13 protein-coding genes are annotated in these 16,786 nt (G+C 67.9%); 2 read left to right on the forward strand and 11 right to left on the reverse strand.

The features are described 5' to 3' along the window. From GUI70_RS09765 to rho, 11 genes are all read right to left on the reverse strand, one after another. Nucleotides 1-3,282, reverse strand: a complete 3,282-nt coding sequence (locus tag GUI70_RS09765; protein WP_161882117.1) for an SMC hinge domain-related protein — start codon at nucleotides 3,280-3,282, stop codon at nucleotides 1-3. A gap of 9 nt (nucleotides 3,283-3,291) precedes the next feature. Next, nucleotides 3,292-3,834: a GerMN domain-containing protein gene (locus GUI70_RS09770; protein WP_161882118.1), complete on the reverse strand. Its 543-nt coding sequence runs from the start codon at nucleotides 3,832-3,834 to the stop codon at nucleotides 3,292-3,294. Further along, nucleotides 3,831-5,192: an N-acetylmuramoyl-L-alanine amidase CwlD gene (locus GUI70_RS09775; RefSeq protein ID WP_161882119.1), complete on the reverse strand. Its 1,362-nt coding sequence runs from the start codon at nucleotides 5,190-5,192 to the stop codon at nucleotides 3,831-3,833. The genes GUI70_RS09770 and GUI70_RS09775 overlap by 4 nt, the downstream gene beginning before the upstream one ends. Then, a complete protein-coding gene (gene smpB, locus GUI70_RS09780) occupies nucleotides 5,189-5,620 on the reverse strand; it encodes an SsrA-binding protein SmpB (RefSeq protein WP_161882120.1) in 432 nt (143 codons plus the stop codon). Before smpB ends, GUI70_RS09775 begins: the two co-directional genes overlap by 4 nt. Nucleotides 5,621-5,675: 55 nt before the next feature. Next, complete coding sequence (locus tag GUI70_RS09785; protein ID WP_161882121.1) at nucleotides 5,676-6,314, reverse strand: TMEM175 family protein; 639 nt, start codon at nucleotides 6,312-6,314, stop codon at nucleotides 5,676-5,678. A 153-nt stretch (nucleotides 6,315-6,467) separates the two neighbouring features. Continuing rightward, nucleotides 6,468-7,262 carry an alpha/beta fold hydrolase gene (locus tag GUI70_RS09790; protein WP_161882122.1) on the reverse strand — a complete coding sequence of 265 codons (795 nt, stop codon included), beginning with the start codon at nucleotides 7,260-7,262 and terminating at the stop codon, nucleotides 6,468-6,470. Continuing rightward, complete coding sequence (locus GUI70_RS09795) at nucleotides 7,259-7,993, reverse strand: alpha/beta fold hydrolase (protein WP_237724814.1); 735 nt, start codon at nucleotides 7,991-7,993, stop codon at nucleotides 7,259-7,261. Before GUI70_RS09795 ends, GUI70_RS09790 begins: the two co-directional genes overlap by 4 nt. 70 nt (nucleotides 7,994-8,063) lie before the next feature. Beyond that, nucleotides 8,064-8,681: a pyridoxal 5'-phosphate synthase glutaminase subunit PdxT gene (pdxT, locus tag GUI70_RS09800; protein WP_161882124.1), complete on the reverse strand. Its 618-nt coding sequence runs from the start codon at nucleotides 8,679-8,681 to the stop codon at nucleotides 8,064-8,066. A gap of 106 nt (nucleotides 8,682-8,787) precedes the next feature. After that, nucleotides 8,788-9,699 carry a pyridoxal 5'-phosphate synthase lyase subunit PdxS gene (pdxS, locus tag GUI70_RS09805; RefSeq protein ID WP_161882125.1) on the reverse strand — a complete coding sequence of 304 codons (912 nt, stop codon included), beginning with the start codon at nucleotides 9,697-9,699 and terminating at the stop codon, nucleotides 8,788-8,790. Between the two features lie 76 nt (nucleotides 9,700-9,775). Continuing rightward, a complete protein-coding gene (locus GUI70_RS09810) occupies nucleotides 9,776-11,314 on the reverse strand; it encodes a peptidoglycan DD-metalloendopeptidase family protein (RefSeq protein ID WP_161882126.1) in 1,539 nt (512 codons plus the stop codon). Nucleotides 11,315-11,426: 112 nt separating this feature from the next. Next, nucleotides 11,427-12,707 carry a transcription termination factor Rho gene (rho, locus tag GUI70_RS09815; protein ID WP_368733631.1) on the reverse strand — a complete coding sequence of 427 codons (1,281 nt, stop codon included), beginning with the start codon at nucleotides 12,705-12,707 and terminating at the stop codon, nucleotides 11,427-11,429. Between the two features lie 473 nt (nucleotides 12,708-13,180). On the opposite strand from rho, the gene GUI70_RS09820 reads away from it, so the two are divergent. Continuing rightward, nucleotides 13,181-13,504: a DHCW motif cupin fold protein gene (locus tag GUI70_RS09820; protein ID WP_237724815.1), complete on the forward strand. Its 324-nt coding sequence runs from the start codon at nucleotides 13,181-13,183 to the stop codon at nucleotides 13,502-13,504. Between the two features lie 53 nt (nucleotides 13,505-13,557). Continuing rightward, the gene (ileS, locus tag GUI70_RS09825) at nucleotides 13,558-16,761 is read left to right on the forward strand and encodes an isoleucine--tRNA ligase (RefSeq protein WP_161882128.1); all 3,204 of its coding nucleotides are present in this window, start codon (nucleotides 13,558-13,560) and stop codon (nucleotides 16,759-16,761) included. Nucleotides 16,762-16,786: the final 25 nt, after the last annotated feature.

Here is a 16,786-nt window from a genome sequence, read left to right on the forward strand (position 1 = left end):
TCAGCCGCGCTCGCCCTGACGGATGCTCAGCAGCCGTGACGCGCCGCTCTGATCGGTGGTCACGCCCCAGATGGCCTGGGCCACCTCCATGGTCGCTTTCTGGTGGGTCACCAGCACGAACTGCGCGCCTCTGGCCGCGAACACCTCCAGAAAGTGGGTGAAGCGGCGAATGTTGGCCTCGTCCAGCGGAGCGTCCACCTCGTCGAGCACCGCCAGCGGCAGGCCGCTGGTTCCATCTGCAACAGCATGATTGAGCGCAAAGAGAAAGCCCAGGCCCGCCATCGTGCGCTCGCCGGCCGAGAGCAGGGTCAGGCTGCGGGTGCGCTTGCCTTTGGGCTGCACCTGGAGTTTCAGACCGCAGAGCCGCCCATCCTCGCCGCGCTCGGCTTCCAGTTCGCCCTCGCCGCCCAGCAGTTCGCGGCTGTACTCGGCGAAAGCGGCATTGACCCGCCGGAAAGCGGCGCTGGTGGCCGTCTCCTCGCCGCGTGCCAGCCCGATCAGGTGGTCGGTCAGGACCTGGGCGGCGGCAGCGGCGTCCTGGCGCTGGGCCTGAAGCTGGTTCAGGCGGGCGGTCTGCTCGGCATGCTCGGCCCCGGCCAGCGCGTTGACTGGGCCGAGGTCTGACAACTCGGCCCGCACGCGGGCGAGTTCGGCGCTCCACTCGCGGGCGCTGCCGGGCAGTTGCGCACCGTCGGGCAAAATTTCCAGGCTGCCCTCACGGCGGGCGGCGAGCAGCTGAGCAGCCTCCAGCTGCTCGCGCAGCTTGTTCTGGCGGGCCAGCAGGTTGGCGTAGTCGCGGCTGACCTCTTGTTGGCACTGCTCGGCGTCAGTCAGCCCGGCGGGGCGGCGCGACTCGGCCTCCTGCTGGCGGCGCGCCACCTCGGCGGCCACCAGACGCTGCTGAACCAGCTGCTCGGCAATCAATCCGGCATTGGCCGCCAGACGATTCTCGGCAGCCTGCTGGCGGGCGGCGGCGGCCTCGGCCAGTGCCCGGCGGGCCGCGAGATCGCGGGCGCGGGCCAGCTGCTCGGTCTGGTCGCGCTCCTGGGCACGCAGCCGTTCCTGGGCCACCGCGAGTTCGGTGAGTTGGGCTTCCAGCTCGGCCAGCGGCACCTCGGGAGACGGAGACGGGGTGGGATGGGGCGCTGTCGTCAGCGGTTCGAGGCGGCCCAGGACCAGCTGGCGGCGCATCTGGGCCGCCTGGAGGGCCGTGTCGAGGCGGGTGACGCGGCGCTCGGCCTCGCGCTCGGCTTCAACCGTTCCGGCGCGGGTTAGCGCGGGCAGCGCGGCGAGCTGGGCACCGAGTTGTTGCTCGGCGAGCTGGAGGCGGGCCTCGGCAGCGTCCAGCGCCGAGAGTTCGTCCATCAGCTCCTGCATCCGGCGCTGATCGGCCAGCACGCCCGTGCCGCCGCCCTGGGTGCGGCCTCCGGTCAGCGCCCCGCCAGGTTCGAGCAGTTCGCCATCCCGCGTCACCAGCCGGGGGCGGTTGGCAAACTGTCGGGCCAGCCGGGTGGCGGCGGCCAAGTCTTCGAGCAGCAGGGTATCGGCCAGCAGCGCCCCGCTGATCTGCGGCGGGTCGCTGGGGCACAGCTCAGCCAGATTGCCAACCACGCCCGGCAGGTTCAGGAAGGCGGCGTCGCGGCGGGGGCGCACCCGCAGCAGATCGAGCGGCAAAAAGGTGGCCCGTCCGCCCCGGCGCTTGAGCAGGTCGATGATCTCGCGGGCGTCGTCCGCGCGGCGCACCACCACCTGCTCGGTGCGGCGACCCAGCGCGGCGCTGAGCGCCACCTGCACCCCTTCCCCGATCTCGATCAGGTCAGCCACCGAGCCGACGAGACCGGGGTGGCCGCTCGTCAGGGCGTGGCGCGGTCCCTCGCCGTAGCGGGCGTAGCTGCTCAGAGCCGCTTCCAGGCGCGACTGCTCGCGCTGCAAGGGAGCGCGCTCGGCCCGGCGCTCAGCCAGTTCGCGCATCAGCCGGGTGAGCTGGGCCTGCAGCTCGCCGCGCTGGCGGGCGTCGATTTGGGCCGCCTGCTCAGCATGCTGGCGAGCAGCGGCAGCGGCGCTCAGCTCCGCGCGGGCCTGCATCAGCTGGGGCGCGAGGTCGCCAAGCGCGGCGCTCAGCTCGGCGAGTTCGGTTTCCAGGCTGCCGCGCTGCGTCTGGGTGCGGGTGGCGGCTTCGGCCTGCTGGGCCTCCAGGCGGCGGGCACGCTGGATCTCGGCGCTGAGTGGGCGCTGGCGGTCGTCAAGGCGGGCCAGCTCGGCGCGAATCCGGGCGAGGGCAGCTTGCAGCGGTATGGGGTCGGAGGCCTCGGGCAGTGGCTCAGCCGCCGAGACGAGGGACGCAAGTTCGGCCTCGGTCTGGGCACGCTCGGTCTGGAGGTGTGCCAGCGAGCGGTGGATCCGGCGCTCGGCGTCCTGGGCCGCCGCCAGCAGTTCCAGCGCCTGCTGGTGAAGTTGCTGATCAGCGCGCAGTGTGCTCAGCACCGTCCGGGCGGCTTCCAGCTCGGCAGCGGCCCGCTGGGTCTGGCGGGCCACCTCGGCGGACTCGTTGCCGAACCGGGCGGCCTGCTCGCGGGCGGCCCGCCATTCGGCCAGCAGCGTGTCCTGGCGCTGTCGGTGCAGCGCGTCTGCAAGGGCGAGTTCGCGCAGGCCCAGCTGGCGGTGGCGGCGGGCGGCCCCGGCCTCGGTCTCCAGCTGCCGCACCCGCAAGGCCAGCTCGGTTTCGGTACGCTCCAGCTCTGCCAGCGCCGTGGCTGCGCCCGCCAGCTGCTGCCCGGCGTCCTCGCGGGCAGCCACCGCCCGGCTCAGGCCCGCCGCTTCCTGAAGGTAGCCGAGCAGGGTCTTGCCCTCGGCCTGTACCACCGCGCTGACCTCGCCCTGCCCGATGATGGCCAGCCCGCCGGGGCCGAGACCGGTGCCGCGCAGCGCAGCGTGAATGTCGCGGGCGCGGGCGGCGCGTCCGGCCAGGTCCTGCTCGGCGCTCCCGTCGCGGTAGATGCGGCGGCTGAAACTGAGCTGGCCCTGGGGGGTCTGCAGTTCGAGCTGCACCTCGGCCAGCCCTTGCGGGGCCTTACCGCCGGAGCCGTGAAAGATCAGCTCGGTGGCCCGGCTGGCCCGCAGCTCACGGGCGCGGGCCTGGTGGGTGGCCCAGCGGATGGCCTCCACCACATTGCTCTTGCCCGAGCCGTTGGGGCCGATAACGGCCGTGATACCGGCACCGAACTCCAGGCGGGTGCGCTCGGCAAAGCTCTTGAAGCCTTGCAGGGTGATGGACTCGATCACGTCAGCTGCTCAGTCGGCGCAGTCCGCTTTGGTGTAGGGGCGGGTCAGGTCCATGTGGCCGAGCAGGGTCGGGCTGCTCTGCGACCCCACCAGAAACAGCACGTCCTTGCCCGACTGCTCGAGCAGGGTGCGGGTCAGCGAGCAGATGACCATACGCTCGCCGCTGACGCCGTAGTTGAACTGGGTGTAGCTGGTCGGCAGATTGACATAGAAGTGCACCCCGCGCACCCACACGTCCGGCACCGCGCTGCCCTGCGGCACGTCGCGCAGGCCTTTGCCGTTCAGCGGTCCGCGGGCCCAGGCCACCAGCGCCGCCTGCGCCAGCTTGCCCGGCGATTTGCCCTCCACCGACACGGTGCGGTTTTCCTTGACGAAGCCGTCGACCTTGTCGTTGGAAAAGTAGAGCGTGACGGGCAGTGGCTGCACCAGTTCGAGTTGCAGCGGCGGCGGGGTGGGCGAGGTGGGCGGTCTGGAGACCCACTCGCGCACGAAGAGCGAGGCGACCAAGAGCAGCAGGCCCACCAGATTGAAGGGCGTGATCAGCCGTCTCACTGGCCGCTCCCACTGAGGTTGGCGGCGCGCGCCTTGAGGAAGGTGGCCACGCTCAGCGCCAGGGCGTCGGCGACCTTACCGGTGCGCTGCGGGGTGATCAGGTTGGCGAGGTCACCGGCGTTTTGCGGCCAGCCAAGTTCGAGTTCGAAAGCGGCGTGGGGGGCCTGCCCAGCCAGATACAGGCGCGGCACCGGCTGGGCACCCGCCTTGAGGCCGCGCGCGCCGAGTTCACCGAGCAGCAATTCGGAGAGCCGCTTGGTTTCGCCGCCGTCGCCCACCGCCGCGCTGATCAGCGGGCTGACATTGGCCGCGTCACGGTAGGCGTTGATCACCTGGGCGTTTTGCTCGCCCACCGGCTGATAGAGGGTGATGCCCTGACGATTCGCGCCGGGAAAGCGGCCCAGGCTGAGCGTCACGAACACCTGGCTCTGGCGGGCCAATTTCTCGCGCTCGGCAATCGGCAGCCGCCCCGCCGCGCTGCGGGTCAGTTTGACCTGCCAGCCGGATTTGCTCAGCAGTTCACCGGTGGCGCGCGCCACTTCCAGCGGGATGTCCAGGCTGCCGCCGCCCTTGGGGGCCGGGTCGAGCACGATCAGCGGGGCGCGCGGCGCGTCGGTCAGGGCCGCGACGTTGCGCGGCAGGCCTGGCCCGATGTCGAGCACCAGCCGCACGCTGCCGGGGCGCACCACCTTGAAGAGCCGGTAGCCCGCGCCGCTGCCCAGTGTGAGGCCCAGCCGGGCGTTGCCGCTGGCCGAGGTGACCGTGAAGCTCGGCACGAAGGCCCCGCGCGTGGCGTAGGTCTGCGGATTGGCGTTGACGCCTTTGAGAATCAGGGTCAGGGTATTGCCGACCACGTTGACGGCGTACTGCGGGTCGCGGCTGAAATCCAGCACGATGCGGTCGGTGTCCTTGCCGGCGCGTGAGGAAACGTTGGTCAGCGCGGCGGCAGGCAGCGAGAAGGCGCCGGTCTTATAATCGGCCCCCAGCCCGCGCGCCAGGGTGTCGAGTGGCAGGTACAGCTCGCCGTTTACCAGCGTGGCGGTGCGGGCGTTAAGCCGGGTGTTGTCGAGCTGCACGGTATTGAAGGTGGTAGCGGCGCGCTCGGCGTCCTGGTCGATCGGCAAGATCAGTTCGTGGCCCAGTCCCTGCACGACCACGTAGGGGTCCTGGCGGCTGACCTGCACCACGCCCGACAGGGTGCCCTGGGCGGCGTACTCGGCTCCGCCCAGCACGATGGCCTGGGTTTCCTGGCCGCCCAGCATCAGTTTGCTGTAGGCGTACTGCGCTCCGGCCACCCCCAGCAGCAGCAGGGCGGCCAGCAGCGCGGCGCGCAGCCGCAGATCAGCGCGCAGGTTCATGCGTTTCTGATCTCTTTGCGCGCTTCCTTGTCGGCCTCGGCGCGGCGCTTGTCGTGCAGTTTCCTGCCGCGGGCCAGCGCCACCTCCACCTTGAAAAAGCGGCCTTTCTGATACAGCCGGGTGGGAATCAGGGTCAGGCCCTTGACCTTGAGCTGACGCTCGATCTTGGCGATTTCCTCACGGCCCAGCAACAGGCGGCGGGTGCGGCGGGGGGTGTGGTTGTTGTAGCTGGCATCTTTGTATTCGGGAATGTACAGCCCTTCGAGGTCAATGTCGTGGCCCTGCAAGCGGGCAAAGGCGTCGCGGAAATCGACGCCCCCGGCGCGGATGCTCTTGACCTCGCTGCCGGTCAGACTGATGCCCGCCTCGAACCGCTCCAGCAGTTCGTATTCAAAGTTCGCGCGGCGGTTGGTATACACGGGCCGCATTCTAGCAGGCCCGTTTATGAGGGCAACCAGGAAGACGCGCCGGGCGGGGCCGCCGTCAGTCGCGCGACAACAAGCGCGACAGCAGCGGCTGAACGACGCCCAGCAGACTCGGCGCGAACCAGGCCAGACTCGGCTGAACGAACCCCACCAGACCCATCACTATGAAGACGGCCAGGTTCAGCCAGGCCCGGATCGCCAGCATCCGGATCGGTGCGTGGGTTTCGGCCAGCGCGTGGAGGCGGCCGTAGCGCAGCATCAGCACATACGAGGCGCTGATCAGCATCTGGTTGAGGGCGTAGGGCCAGATGCCCGCCGGAACGTTGCCATGCGCGCCGAGCAAGGCGGCCGTGAACGGCAGCAGCGAGACCATCATCAGGTAGAGGATATTGAGGAAGGCGAGGCGCTGGTCGCTGCGGCGCACGTAGGTATACAGGCGGCTGTGGCTCAGCCAGCTCAGACCGGTGACCACAAAGGTCAGGGCGTAGATGGCGAGTTTCCCGATCAGCGAGATCAGCGCTTCGTTCACGGCGGCAGCCTCGGCCGCCTGACCCAGCCCGCGCACCACCTCCGGCACATTGAGTTCCAGTACCAGCAGGGTCATCACGATGGCAAAGACGCCGTCACTCAGGCCGTGCAGGCGGCTGAGCGGAATGTCCTGCGGGTTGGCTGCCGGAGCAGGTGGTTCAGGCGGCATGGCTTCAGTCTAGAGCGTTTGTTTGTGGGCACAGCGCGCAGTCAACGCCACTGCCTTAAGCAGCACCTGGGGAGGGGCCCGCCCGCTCTCGCCCACTTTGCATGTCCGCCCGGATGCAACAGAAAGGCGTCTTTTGCGCCAGGTGCTTTGACTTCAGCGCCCCGAGAGGTCTTCCAGAAAATCGAGGGTGTGCATCGCCACCTCGATCGGGTGTGAGTCGGTCAGGGCGTGGGTCCCGCCCGCCACCCGCACCGCCCGCGCGCCGGGAATGGCCTGCGACATCCTCTCCAGGGTCCAGGCCCGGATCACCGGGTCGGCGGTGCCGTCGATCACCAGCACTGGCGAGCGCACGCGCCCCAGCAGCGGGCCGGTGTCGTGGTCGTACTGGTCCTGGGCGAGCTGATAGAAGTGCAGCGGGCCGGTGCGCAAATACGAGGCCAGGCCGAAAGGCCACAGCTGCACCCGTTCGCGCGGCATGTCCAGCGTCAGCCGCCACAACTGCACGGCCACATTGGGGTTCTCGGGAATGCCGGTGGGCGCGCAGGCGATCAGCGGCCCGGCGAGCTGCGGGTAGCGGGCCGCCAGATCGATGATGACCTCGCCGCCCAGCGAGTGGCCCAGCAGCGGCGTGCCGGACAGCTGATTCAGGCTGAGCCATTCGGCCAGATGGTCGGTGAGCTGCTCGATGCGCGCCGGGTACATCAGCCGCCCCGCCGAGAAGCCGTGGGCCGGCGGATCGTAAACCCAGACCTTGCGCCAGCGAGATAGGGTGCGCGCCAGGCGGCGGTACATCCACGAGGCGCAGCCCAGCCCCGGCACGATGATGACGCCCTCGGGGTGGGCCGCGCCGTAGACACGGGCGTGGGTTCGCAGCCTGCGAACCGTGCTGAAGTGAGACTGGCCCGACTGGGTGGGGTGCCCGGCGGCGGCGTTGCGCGCCTGGGTCATGCGGGGTCGGCTTCGGCCAGAAAAGCCAGCACCGCCGCGTTGAAGGCGCGCGGTTGATCAACCATCACGACGTGACCGGCGTGGGCCAGCTCAACGTAGCGCGCGTGCGGCAAGCTGGCGGCCAGCTGCTGACCGAGTTTGGGCGGCACCAGCGGGTCGCGCGATCCCCAGATCACCAGGGTCGGGGCTTCGACGGTGGGCAGCAGCGCCGCCACATCGTCGCGCAGCAGGTCGCGCGCCGAGCGGTAGAGGTTGGGCAGCCCGGTTCTGAGCGAGTCGCGCACGACCACCGGCACGAAGCGCGGGCGGCCCGAGAACCCGGCACGCGGCAGATTGAGCGCCACCCGCCACCATTTGGCGTGCAGCAGGCCGCTGGCACAGGCCAGCACCAGGCGGCTGACCCGCTCGGGAGCGAAGGCACTCACGTACAACGCGATCTGCCCGCCCATGCTGTGCCCAACCACGGCGGCGGGCGGCAGACCGAGGTGCTGCGCCCAGGCGACGATCAGGCGGGCGGCGTCTTGCACGCCCACCCCGCCGAGCAACTCCAGGGTAAGCACCTCGTGGGCCTCGGCCAGCACCGGGGCATTGAAGCGCCACCACTGCCCCGAACCGCTCAGGCCGTGAATCAGGATGATCGGCGGCCCCGTGCCCTGGCGGGTGTAGCGCAGGGTGCGCTCACCGTCTTTGAAGGTGTGGGGGGTCAGCGGGGGCCGGATCAGAGAACGCACGGCCTGGAGCATAGCAGGCGGGTCGGCGCGGCGGTTTTCAGGCGCACTTCATCCCTGCGTGGTGTCTGCGTCAGTGGGCCTGCTCGGGGCGGCGGCTCATGCTCAGGAACAGCTCGTGGATGCGGGCGTCGCCGGTCAGTTCGGGGTGAAAGCTGCCGGCCAGCAAGTTGCCGCTGCGGGCCAGCACAATCTGGCCCTGGTGCTCGGCCAGCACCTCAATGCCCGGCAACACCGCCTCGATGATGGGCGCGCGGATGAAGACCGCCGGGAACGGCGTCTCGAAGCCCGACACGTCGAGCGAGGTGCGAAACGAATCGACCTGACGGCCAAAGGCGTTGCGCTGCACGGTGATGTCCATCAAATCGAGGCAAGGTTGGACGCCGAACTGCGGCGGCGTGCCGTGAATGGTGCGGGCCAGCAAGATCATGCCCGCGCAGGTGCCGAAGATCGCGCCGCCCGAGGCGTGAAAGTCGCGGATGGCCTGAATCAGCCCGTACTCGACCATCAGGTTGCCGATGGTGGTGCTCTCGCCGCCCGGCAAGATCAGGCCCGACAACCCTTCGAGCTGCTGCGGCAGCCGGACCTCGCTGACCTGCGCGCCGAGGGTCTGCAACAAGCGCTTGTGCTCGCGAAAGGCCCCCTGGAGGGCCAGCACGCCGATGGTGGGGGGGGAGGGAGATGGGGTCATGCAGGCTCCAAGAATTGAACGGGGGAAGGCAGGGGGCCACACGCGCGCCGCCCTGCCCCAGGAAATGAGTGAATGATCGCGGCGACGGCCCGGGGCCACCGAACCCTCACCAGCCCCGGCTGGCCAGACGCTCTTCGGGAATCAGCGAATCGATGTTGATGCCGGTCATCGGCAGGCCCAGGTTCTCGCTGACCTCGGCCAGGATGTCGGGGTTGTTGAAGTGGGTCACGGCCTTGACGATGGCGCGGGCGCGCTTCTCGATCTGCGAGAGGTCGCCGCCGCCGCTCTTGAAGATGCCGCTGCCGACGAACACCCCGTCGAGGCCGAGCTGCATCATCAGCGCCGCGTCGGCGGGGGTCGCCACGCCGCCCGCTGCGAAGTTGACCACCGGCAGGGTGCCGTGGGCGTGGACATACTGCACCAGATGGTAGGGCGCGCCCAGGTCGCGGGCCACCGACATCAGTTCCTCGGCGGGACGGGCCTGAATCGAGCGCATCTCGCCCAGAATGGTGCGGGCGTGCCGGACCGCTTCCACGACGTTGCCGGTGCCGGCCTCGCCCTTGGTGCGGATCATGCTGGCTCCCTCGCCCACCCGCCGCAGCGCCTCGCCGAGATTTTTGGCCCCGCACACGAACGGCACGTTGAATTTGCTCTTCTCGATGTGGTAGCTCTCGTCAGCGGGGGTCAGCACCTCGGACTCGTCGATGAAGTCCACGCCCAGCGCCTGCAAGATCTGGGCCTCCACGAAATGCCCGATGCGGACCTTGGCCATCACCGGAATGGTCACGGCGGCGATGATCTCCTTGATCATGCTAGGGTCGCTCATACGGGCCACGCCGCCGTCCTTGCGGATATCGGCAGGAACGCGCTCCAGGGCCATCACGGCGGTGGCTCCGGCAGCCTCGGCGATGCGGGCGTGCTCGGGCGTCACCACGTCCATGATCACGCCGCCCTTGAACATCTCGGCGAAACCGAACTTGATTTCAGGGGTACCTTGCTGGGTCGAGTGGTTGGTCATGCCTGGCAGCATAGCCCTGAACTGGTTCCCTCGCCAGGGCCAGAATGGAGAAGTCGGGGGAACCAGTTTCAATGAATCACGGCAAGAAGGCCAGCGGATCGACCGGGGTGCCGCCCAAGCGCAGTTCGAAGTGCAGGTGCGGCCCGGTGCATTCGCCGCTGCAGCCCACGTAGCCGATCAGATCGCCCTGCTTGATGTGCTGACCGATGTCCACGGCGGTGGCGCTGAGGTGGCCGTAGACGACGGTCAGGCCCAGGCTGTCGTCCACGGTGTAAACGTTGGTGCCGAACGCGCCGTCGCCGCTCTTGGTGACCTCGCCGTCCTGGGCCGCGTGAACCGGGGTACCGGTCGGCTGCACCATGTCGAGGCCGCCGTGAAACTGCTCGACGTGAAACTCGATGTCTTCTTCTCCGAAGCGGCTGGTAAGGCGCGGACGGTCGAGCGGCCAGATCAGGTGCAGATCCGGCGCTTGGCGCTCGGCCAGCACCGCCGCCTGCATCTGCGGACGCGGATCGTTGGCGGCCAGATCGAGCATCTGGCCCTTGATCTCCTGGGTGCGGGCGGCATCCTCGGCGGTTTGCTGGGCCACGAACGCCTGATACTCGGCCTGCCGGACGGCGGCCTCGGCGGCTTGCTGGGCTGTCCAGGTATCGTATTTGGCCTGGCGCTGGTACTTGGAAACCAGGGCCAGGCGCTCGGGGCTGCTCAGCCACGCCTGGTAAGCGTCGTAGCGGCGCTGCCGCTCCTTGAGCCGGGCCGTCTTCCAGGCCTCGAACGCCCGATACTGCGCCAGCACCACCGCTTCCCTGGCCTGCTGGGCGGCGCGCTCCCGGCGGGCCAGCAGTTCGTCACGGCGCGAGTCGGCGTAGATGCCGGGCAACAGCAGCTCGTCACCGACCTTGAGCTCCGTGGGCAGCGTGATGGCGTTGGCACGCGCCACCGCGATGGGCGCGGCATGGTAGAGCCGGATCAGCTCGGCGGCGCTCTGGCCGGGCTTGATGCGTAGCAGCAGGCCGGTTTCACGGGTGGGAATGTTGAGCCGGGTGCCGACCGCCAGCTTGTCGAGGCTACCCAGGTCGAGGTTGGCGCTGATCAGCTCACGCTCCGAGAGGTCATAGCGCAGCATCAGGGCGCTGAGGGTATCGCCGTAGCGCAGCGTCACGGTTTTGAAGCTGGCCGGGCGGCGAACAGTGGTGGTCGGCGGCGGCAGCGGCACCCGCACCACCTGCCCTGCCGGGAGCGGGAGGCCCGAGGGCGCACGCTCGCCGCCGGGTTGTGCCACCCGCAAGGCCGAGAGCGTCACGCCGTAGCGCTCGGCAATCTGGGCGGGGCGCTCACGCGGCGCGGCGATGACCCAGGCGGCCCAGCGGCCGGAGCGGTCCTGGGGTGCCTGGGTCTGGAGCCGGAATGGGGGATGCGGGCGCGGCGCGAGAGCGGGGCGCAGCAGCGTACCGATGGGCAGAGCACCCGGCGCGGGCCAGGGCAGCGGAGGCAGCGGTGTGGGAGCGGCCAGAGCCAGACCCACCAGCGCCAGATTCAGGCAGGCGGCCAGCTGTCGGGGAAACAGATGGCAGGCAGAGCGCAAAAATGGCTGGGGCAAAGCGTCGTGGGCCAAGGCAGGTCTCCGGGTCGAAAGATGAATGATTCGTTAGCATTCAAGCGCAGACGCCCGACTTCAGGTGTGAAGAATTCGACTTTACTGCTTCCCGACCCGACGACTTCGGGGTTCAGCCACCACCCAGAGCCGCCAGGAACTCCTGGTTGTTGCGGGTCTTGCCCATTCTCCCCAGCAACATTTCCATGGCGTCGGCCGGATCCATGTCGCTGATGACCTTGCGCAGCAGCCACATCTTGTTGAGTACCGCCGGGTCGAGCAGCAGTTCGTCGCGGCGGGTCGAGGACTTGGTGATGTCCATGGCCGGGAAGATGCGCCGCTCTTCCAATCGGCGTGACAAGACGAGTTCGGCGTTGCCGGTGCCCTTGAACTCCTCGAAGATCACGTCGTCCATGCGCGAGCCGGTCTCGACCAGGGCGGTGGCGAGGATGGTGAGGCTGCCGCCCTCGCGAATGTTGCGCGCCGCGCCGAGGAACCTTTTGGGCCAATGCAGGGCGTTGGAATCCAGACCACCGGATAAGGTGCGCCCGGTGGGCGGCGTGACCAGATTGTTCGCGCGGGCCAGGCGGGTGATGCTGTCGAGCAGGATGACCACGTGACCGCCGTCTTCAACCAAGCGGCGGGCGCGCTCATGCACGAACTCGGCCACCCGCACGTGGTGCTGCGGCGGCTCGTCGAAGGTGGAGGCGATCACCTGCGCGCCCTGCACGCTCTCGCGGAAATCGGTGACCTCCTCGGGGCGCTCGTCAACCAGCAGCACGATCACGGTCACGTCGGGGTAGTTGCGGGTAATCGAGTTGGCGATCTTTTTCAGCAGGGTGGTCTTGCCGGCTTTTGGCGGCGCGACGATGAGCGCGCGCTGGCCCCGGCCAATCGGGACCAGCAGGTCGACGACCCGCAGGCTCACACCGTCGGCGACGCCGGGTTCTTCGAGCACCAGTTGCTGATCGGGGAAGGTCGGGGTCAGGTCGTCGAAGCGCGGACGCAGGCGGGCCGCCTCGGGCGACAGGCCGTTGACCGCCTCCACCTGAATGAGTGAGCCGTAGCGCTCGTTCTCGCGCGGGCGGCGGGCGCGGCCGATGACCTCGTCGCCGCTGCGCAGGAAGAACTGCTTGATAATGCCCGCCGTGATCAGCACCGTGCGCGACGACGGGTCGAGCAGGTCACCCTGCAGGAAGCCGTAGCCGTCAGGACTGATTTCCAGAAAGCCGCGGGCCAGGGTCTGGCCCTCGCGCTCGGCCTGACGCTCCATGATGGCCAGGGCCAGGGCGTCTTTCTTGAGCTTGCGGTAATTCTCGATGCCCGCCTGCGCCGCGATCAGATGCAGTTCCGGCAGGATTTTTTGTTGAAGCTCGTAAAAGGGCAGGGTATCGGTGCCCAGGTGGTCGTTCACAGTGATGCCTCAGTGGGGGTCGGCCCCGGTGGGAGCGGGAAGGATGCAAAATGGCAGGTGGGCTTGGTTCGCAGTCTAGCGGTCTGAAGCGCGGGCAGGCAAAAGTACCCCTGACGGTTGACCCGGCGAGCCGCCGAGTTTAGCATGAAGCTCAGCCCCACAGCGGGGTCAAACAACCCTCCAGGCGAACGCGAGGACAGTAGACGGAGCACACGGGATCATGAGCGAATCAGGGACGGTGAAAGCCTGACGGTCCGCGCTCCGCCGAAGATCACCTCCCGCGCTGGGCGAAGAAAGGCCGATTCCCTGTGGCCGATTAGACCGCCCCGGACACCCCCCGGCAGAGGGCTTGCAACGAGGTCGGCGAGCGCTGACGAAGTTGGGTGGTACCACGCAGACCGTTCATCACGGCGCGTCCCAGCAGTTGTGGGGCGCGCTGTTTCGCGGCGCTCCGGGGAGAGCTCAGAATGAAGATGACGGATATTGCGTTTGGCGTGACCGACTGGGCCGATGTGCCGGTGACAAAGCACGCGGGCGAGATTGGAGAAGCGTTGTGGCGCACCCGGCAGTTCGGCAACGTGCGGGTGCGGCAAGTCGAGTACACACCCGGCTACCTGGCCGACCACTGGTGCCGCAAGGGCCACATTCTGCTGGTACTGGAGGGCGAACTCGTCACCGAACTCGAAGACGGACGCCGCTTCACCATGACGCCGGGCATGAGCTATCAGGTGGCCGATGAGGCTGAGGCGCATCGTTCGCAGACAGTGGCGGGCGCGAAGTTGTTTGTCGTGGACTGAACAAACCCTCCCCTCACTTTATATATATTCCAGATGTTCGACAAGGACTGCTTATGACCACCACAGACCAAAAGCCGCTGTTTCAACCCGTTCAGCAAAATCCCAAGTTCCCAGCCCTGGAGGAGCAGACCCTTCAGTGGTGGACCGAGCGGGGCATCTTCGAGCGCTCACTGAAGCAGACCGAGAGCGGGCCGCGCTACAGCTTCTACGAGGGGCCGCCCACCGCCAACGGCCAGCCCGGCGTGCACCATGTGCAGGCCCGCAGCTTCAAGGACCTGTTTCCGCGCTTCAAGACCATGCAGGGATACCATGTGCCGCGCAAGGCAGGCTGGGACACCCACGGCCTGCCGGTCGAGATCGGCGTGGAGAAGAAGCTGGGCCTGAATTCCAAGCGCGAGGTCGAGGCTTACGGGATTGACCGCTTCAACGCCGAGTGCCGTCAGAGCGTGTTCGCCTACGAGGGCGAGTGGCGCAAGTTCACGGAAAGAATGGGCTACTGGGTCGATCTGGACGACGCCTACATGACGCTCAACAAGGACTACATCGAGTCGATCTGGTGGAGCGTCAAACAGCTTCAGGACAAGGGCCTGCTCTACAAGGGCTTCCGGGTCGCACCATACTGCCCCAAGGACGGCACCACGCTGAGCAACGCCGAGGTCAGCGAGGGCTACAAGGATATTCAGGACCCCAGCATCTACGTGACCTTCGACCTGACCGACCCGCGGAAGCTCAGCCTGGAGGACGGCGCGGCCTTTCTGGTCTGGACGACGACGCCATGGACGCTGCCGTACAACGTGGGCGTGGCGATTCACCCGGACTTCGAGTACGTGGCTGCCAAGGACAAGGACGGCAAGGTGGTGATTCTGGCCCGCAGCCTGCTGACCGAAGTGCTGGGCAAGGACGCCGAGGTGGTAAAGACGTTCAGGGGCAGCGAGCTGGAGCGGGTGCCGTACTCTCCCCCGTTCACCGAGGCCTACGACGCCGAGGGCGAGGGCAAGACCGTCTGGATGAGCGGCCTGGATACCTACGTTTCAGACGCGGACGGCACCGGCATCGTGCATACTGCCCCGGCCTTTGGTGAGGACGACATGCGCCTGAGTCGTAACTACGGCTTCCCGGTCATCGTGGGCGTGGACGAGACCGGCAAGCACCGCTTCGGTCCCTGGAAGGGCGTCTTTTTCCGCGACGCCAACCAGGACATCATCCGCGACCTGCGGGCACGCGGCGTGATGTGGAAGGAGAAGAACTTCGTCCACTCCTACCCCCACTGCTGGAGATGCGGCACGCCGCTGATGTATTACGCCACTGAGAGCTGGTATCTGAACAACACCTCCATCAAGGCGCGCCTGATCGAACTGAACCAGAGCATCGACTGGCACCCGCCTCACATCAGGAACGGGCGTTACGGCGGCTGGCTGGAGAACCTGATCGACTGGAATCTGTCGCGCAGCCGCTACTGGGGCACGCCGCTGCCGATCTGGGAAACGGTGGACGGAAGCAAGTACAAAGTCATCGGCAGCTACGGCGAACTCGCCGAGCTGAGTGGGCGGCCCGAATTGACCGGCCCCGACTTCGACCCGCACCGGCCTTTTATAGACGACATCACCTTCGAGTTCGAGGGCGAGAGTTATCGCCGGGTACCCTACGTGATGGACGTGTGGTACGACTCCGGTTCGATGCCGTTCGCGCAACACCACTACCCGTTCGAGAACAAGGAGCAGTTCGAACAGGGCGGCTTCCCCGCCGACTTCATCGCCGAGGCGATCGACCAGACGCGCGGCTGGTTCAACTCGCTGCACCAGATAGGGACGATGGTGTTCGACTCGGTGGCCTACAAGTCGGTGATCTGCTCCGGGCACATCCTCGACGAGAAGGGCCTGAAGATGTCCAAGAGCAAGGGCAATATCGTCAATCCCTGGGACGTGTTCGAGCAGTACGGAGCCGACGCCGCCCGCTGGTATATGTACGTGTCGGCCCCACCGGAACTCAGCCGCCGCTTCGGGATGAATCTGGTGGGCGAGGCCTTCCGCAGCTACTTCCTGACGCTGTGGAACACCTACAGCTTCTTCGTGCTGTACGCCAACCTCGACCAGCCGGAGTTGAGCGCCGCACCACCTGTCAGCGAGCGCCCGGAAGTCGACCGCTGGCTGATGGCCAAGCTGCAAACGCTGATCGCCACCGTAACCGAGCGGCTGGAGAACTACGACCCCACCGGGTCGAGCCGCGCCCTGCAAGATTTTGTGACCGAGGACCTGAGCAACTGGTACGTGAGGCGCAATCGCCGGCGCTTTTACAGCAAGGACGGCGCGGTAGATCTGAGCGCCTACGCTACCCTGCACGCCGCGCTCAAGACTGTGACGCTGCTGACGGCCCCGTTCACCCCTTTTCTGGCCGAGACGCTGTACCAGAATCTGGTGCGGAGCGTGGACGCCAGCGCCCCAGAGAGCGTGCACTTGGCCAGCTGGCCGGTGGTGGACGCCGCGCTGAGCGCTCCGGCGCTAGTAGGCGAGATGGACGCCGTGCTGCGGGTGGTCAGCCTGGGCCGGGCGGTGCGCGGGCAGACCGGACTGCGCCAGCGCCAGCCGCTCCCGCGCGTGATGCTGCGTGCCCGCAGCGGCGAGATGACCCAGGCCCTGGGACGGTTTGCCGAGCAGATCAAGGAGGAGCTCAACGTCAAGGAAGTGGAGTTGCTGGGGCAGTACGCCGAACTGGTCAGCTACCAGTTGCGCCCGAATTTACCGCTACTGGGCAAGAAGTTCGGCAAGGCGGTGCCGCAGGTGCGGGCGGCGCTGCTGGCCGCCGACGCCGCCGAGATCGCCCGCTTCGTCCGGGACGGACAGCAGTTTGAAGTGACGACGCCGGACGGGCAGCGCTTCGAGCTGGGGCCGGACGAGGTCCTCGTGGACGCCAAATCGCCGGAGGGCTTTGCCGCGATGGAGGAAGCCGGGTACCTGGTGGCCTTCGACACGGCGCTGACCCGCGAGCTGGAACTCGAAGGCCTGGCCCGCGATCTGGTGCGCGGCATTCAGGACGGGCGCAAGAAGGCGGGCTTCGAGGTCTCGGACCGCATCAGCCTGCACCTGGAGCTGTCGGGCGACGCCAGAGACGCTGCCGAGGCGTGGCAGGAGTACCTGATGTCGGAAACGCTGGCCGAGACGCTGGTGTTCGGCCCGGCCTCGGGCTTCGCGGCAGAAGTGGAGGGCGGCACGGCCTACCTGGAAAAGCTGGCGCCGGACGGCGAGGTGCTGAGCGAGTAAGGTGAACTGGGAGCGCCCGCCGCCA

This window comes from Deinococcus alpinitundrae, assembly GCF_009982895.1.
GTDB lineage: Bacteria > Deinococcota > Deinococci > Deinococcales > Deinococcaceae > Deinococcus > Deinococcus alpinitundrae.

Coding starts and splice junctions, on each gene's coding strand:
- pdxS (WP_161882125.1), bottom strand. CDS start 9,699: ATGACCAACCACTCGACCCAGCAAGGTACCCCTGAAATCAAGTTCGGT.
- GUI70_RS09775 (WP_161882119.1), bottom strand. CDS start 5,192: ATGAACCTGCGCGCTGATCTGCGGCTGCGCGCCGCGCTGCTGGCCGCC.
- pdxT (WP_161882124.1), bottom strand. CDS start 8,681: ATGACCCCATCTCCCTCCCCCCCCACCATCGGCGTGCTGGCCCTCCAG.
- GUI70_RS09820 (WP_237724815.1), top strand. CDS start 13,181: ATGACGGATATTGCGTTTGGCGTGACCGACTGGGCCGATGTGCCGGTG.
- GUI70_RS09785 (WP_161882121.1), bottom strand. CDS start 6,314: ATGCCGCCTGAACCACCTGCTCCGGCAGCCAACCCGCAGGACATTCCG.
- GUI70_RS09790 (WP_161882122.1), bottom strand. CDS start 7,262: ATGACCCAGGCGCGCAACGCCGCCGCCGGGCACCCCACCCAGTCGGGC.
- ileS (WP_161882128.1), top strand. CDS start 13,558: ATGACCACCACAGACCAAAAGCCGCTGTTTCAACCCGTTCAGCAAAAT.
- smpB (WP_161882120.1), bottom strand. CDS start 5,620: ATGCGGCCCGTGTATACCAACCGCCGCGCGAACTTTGAATACGAACTG.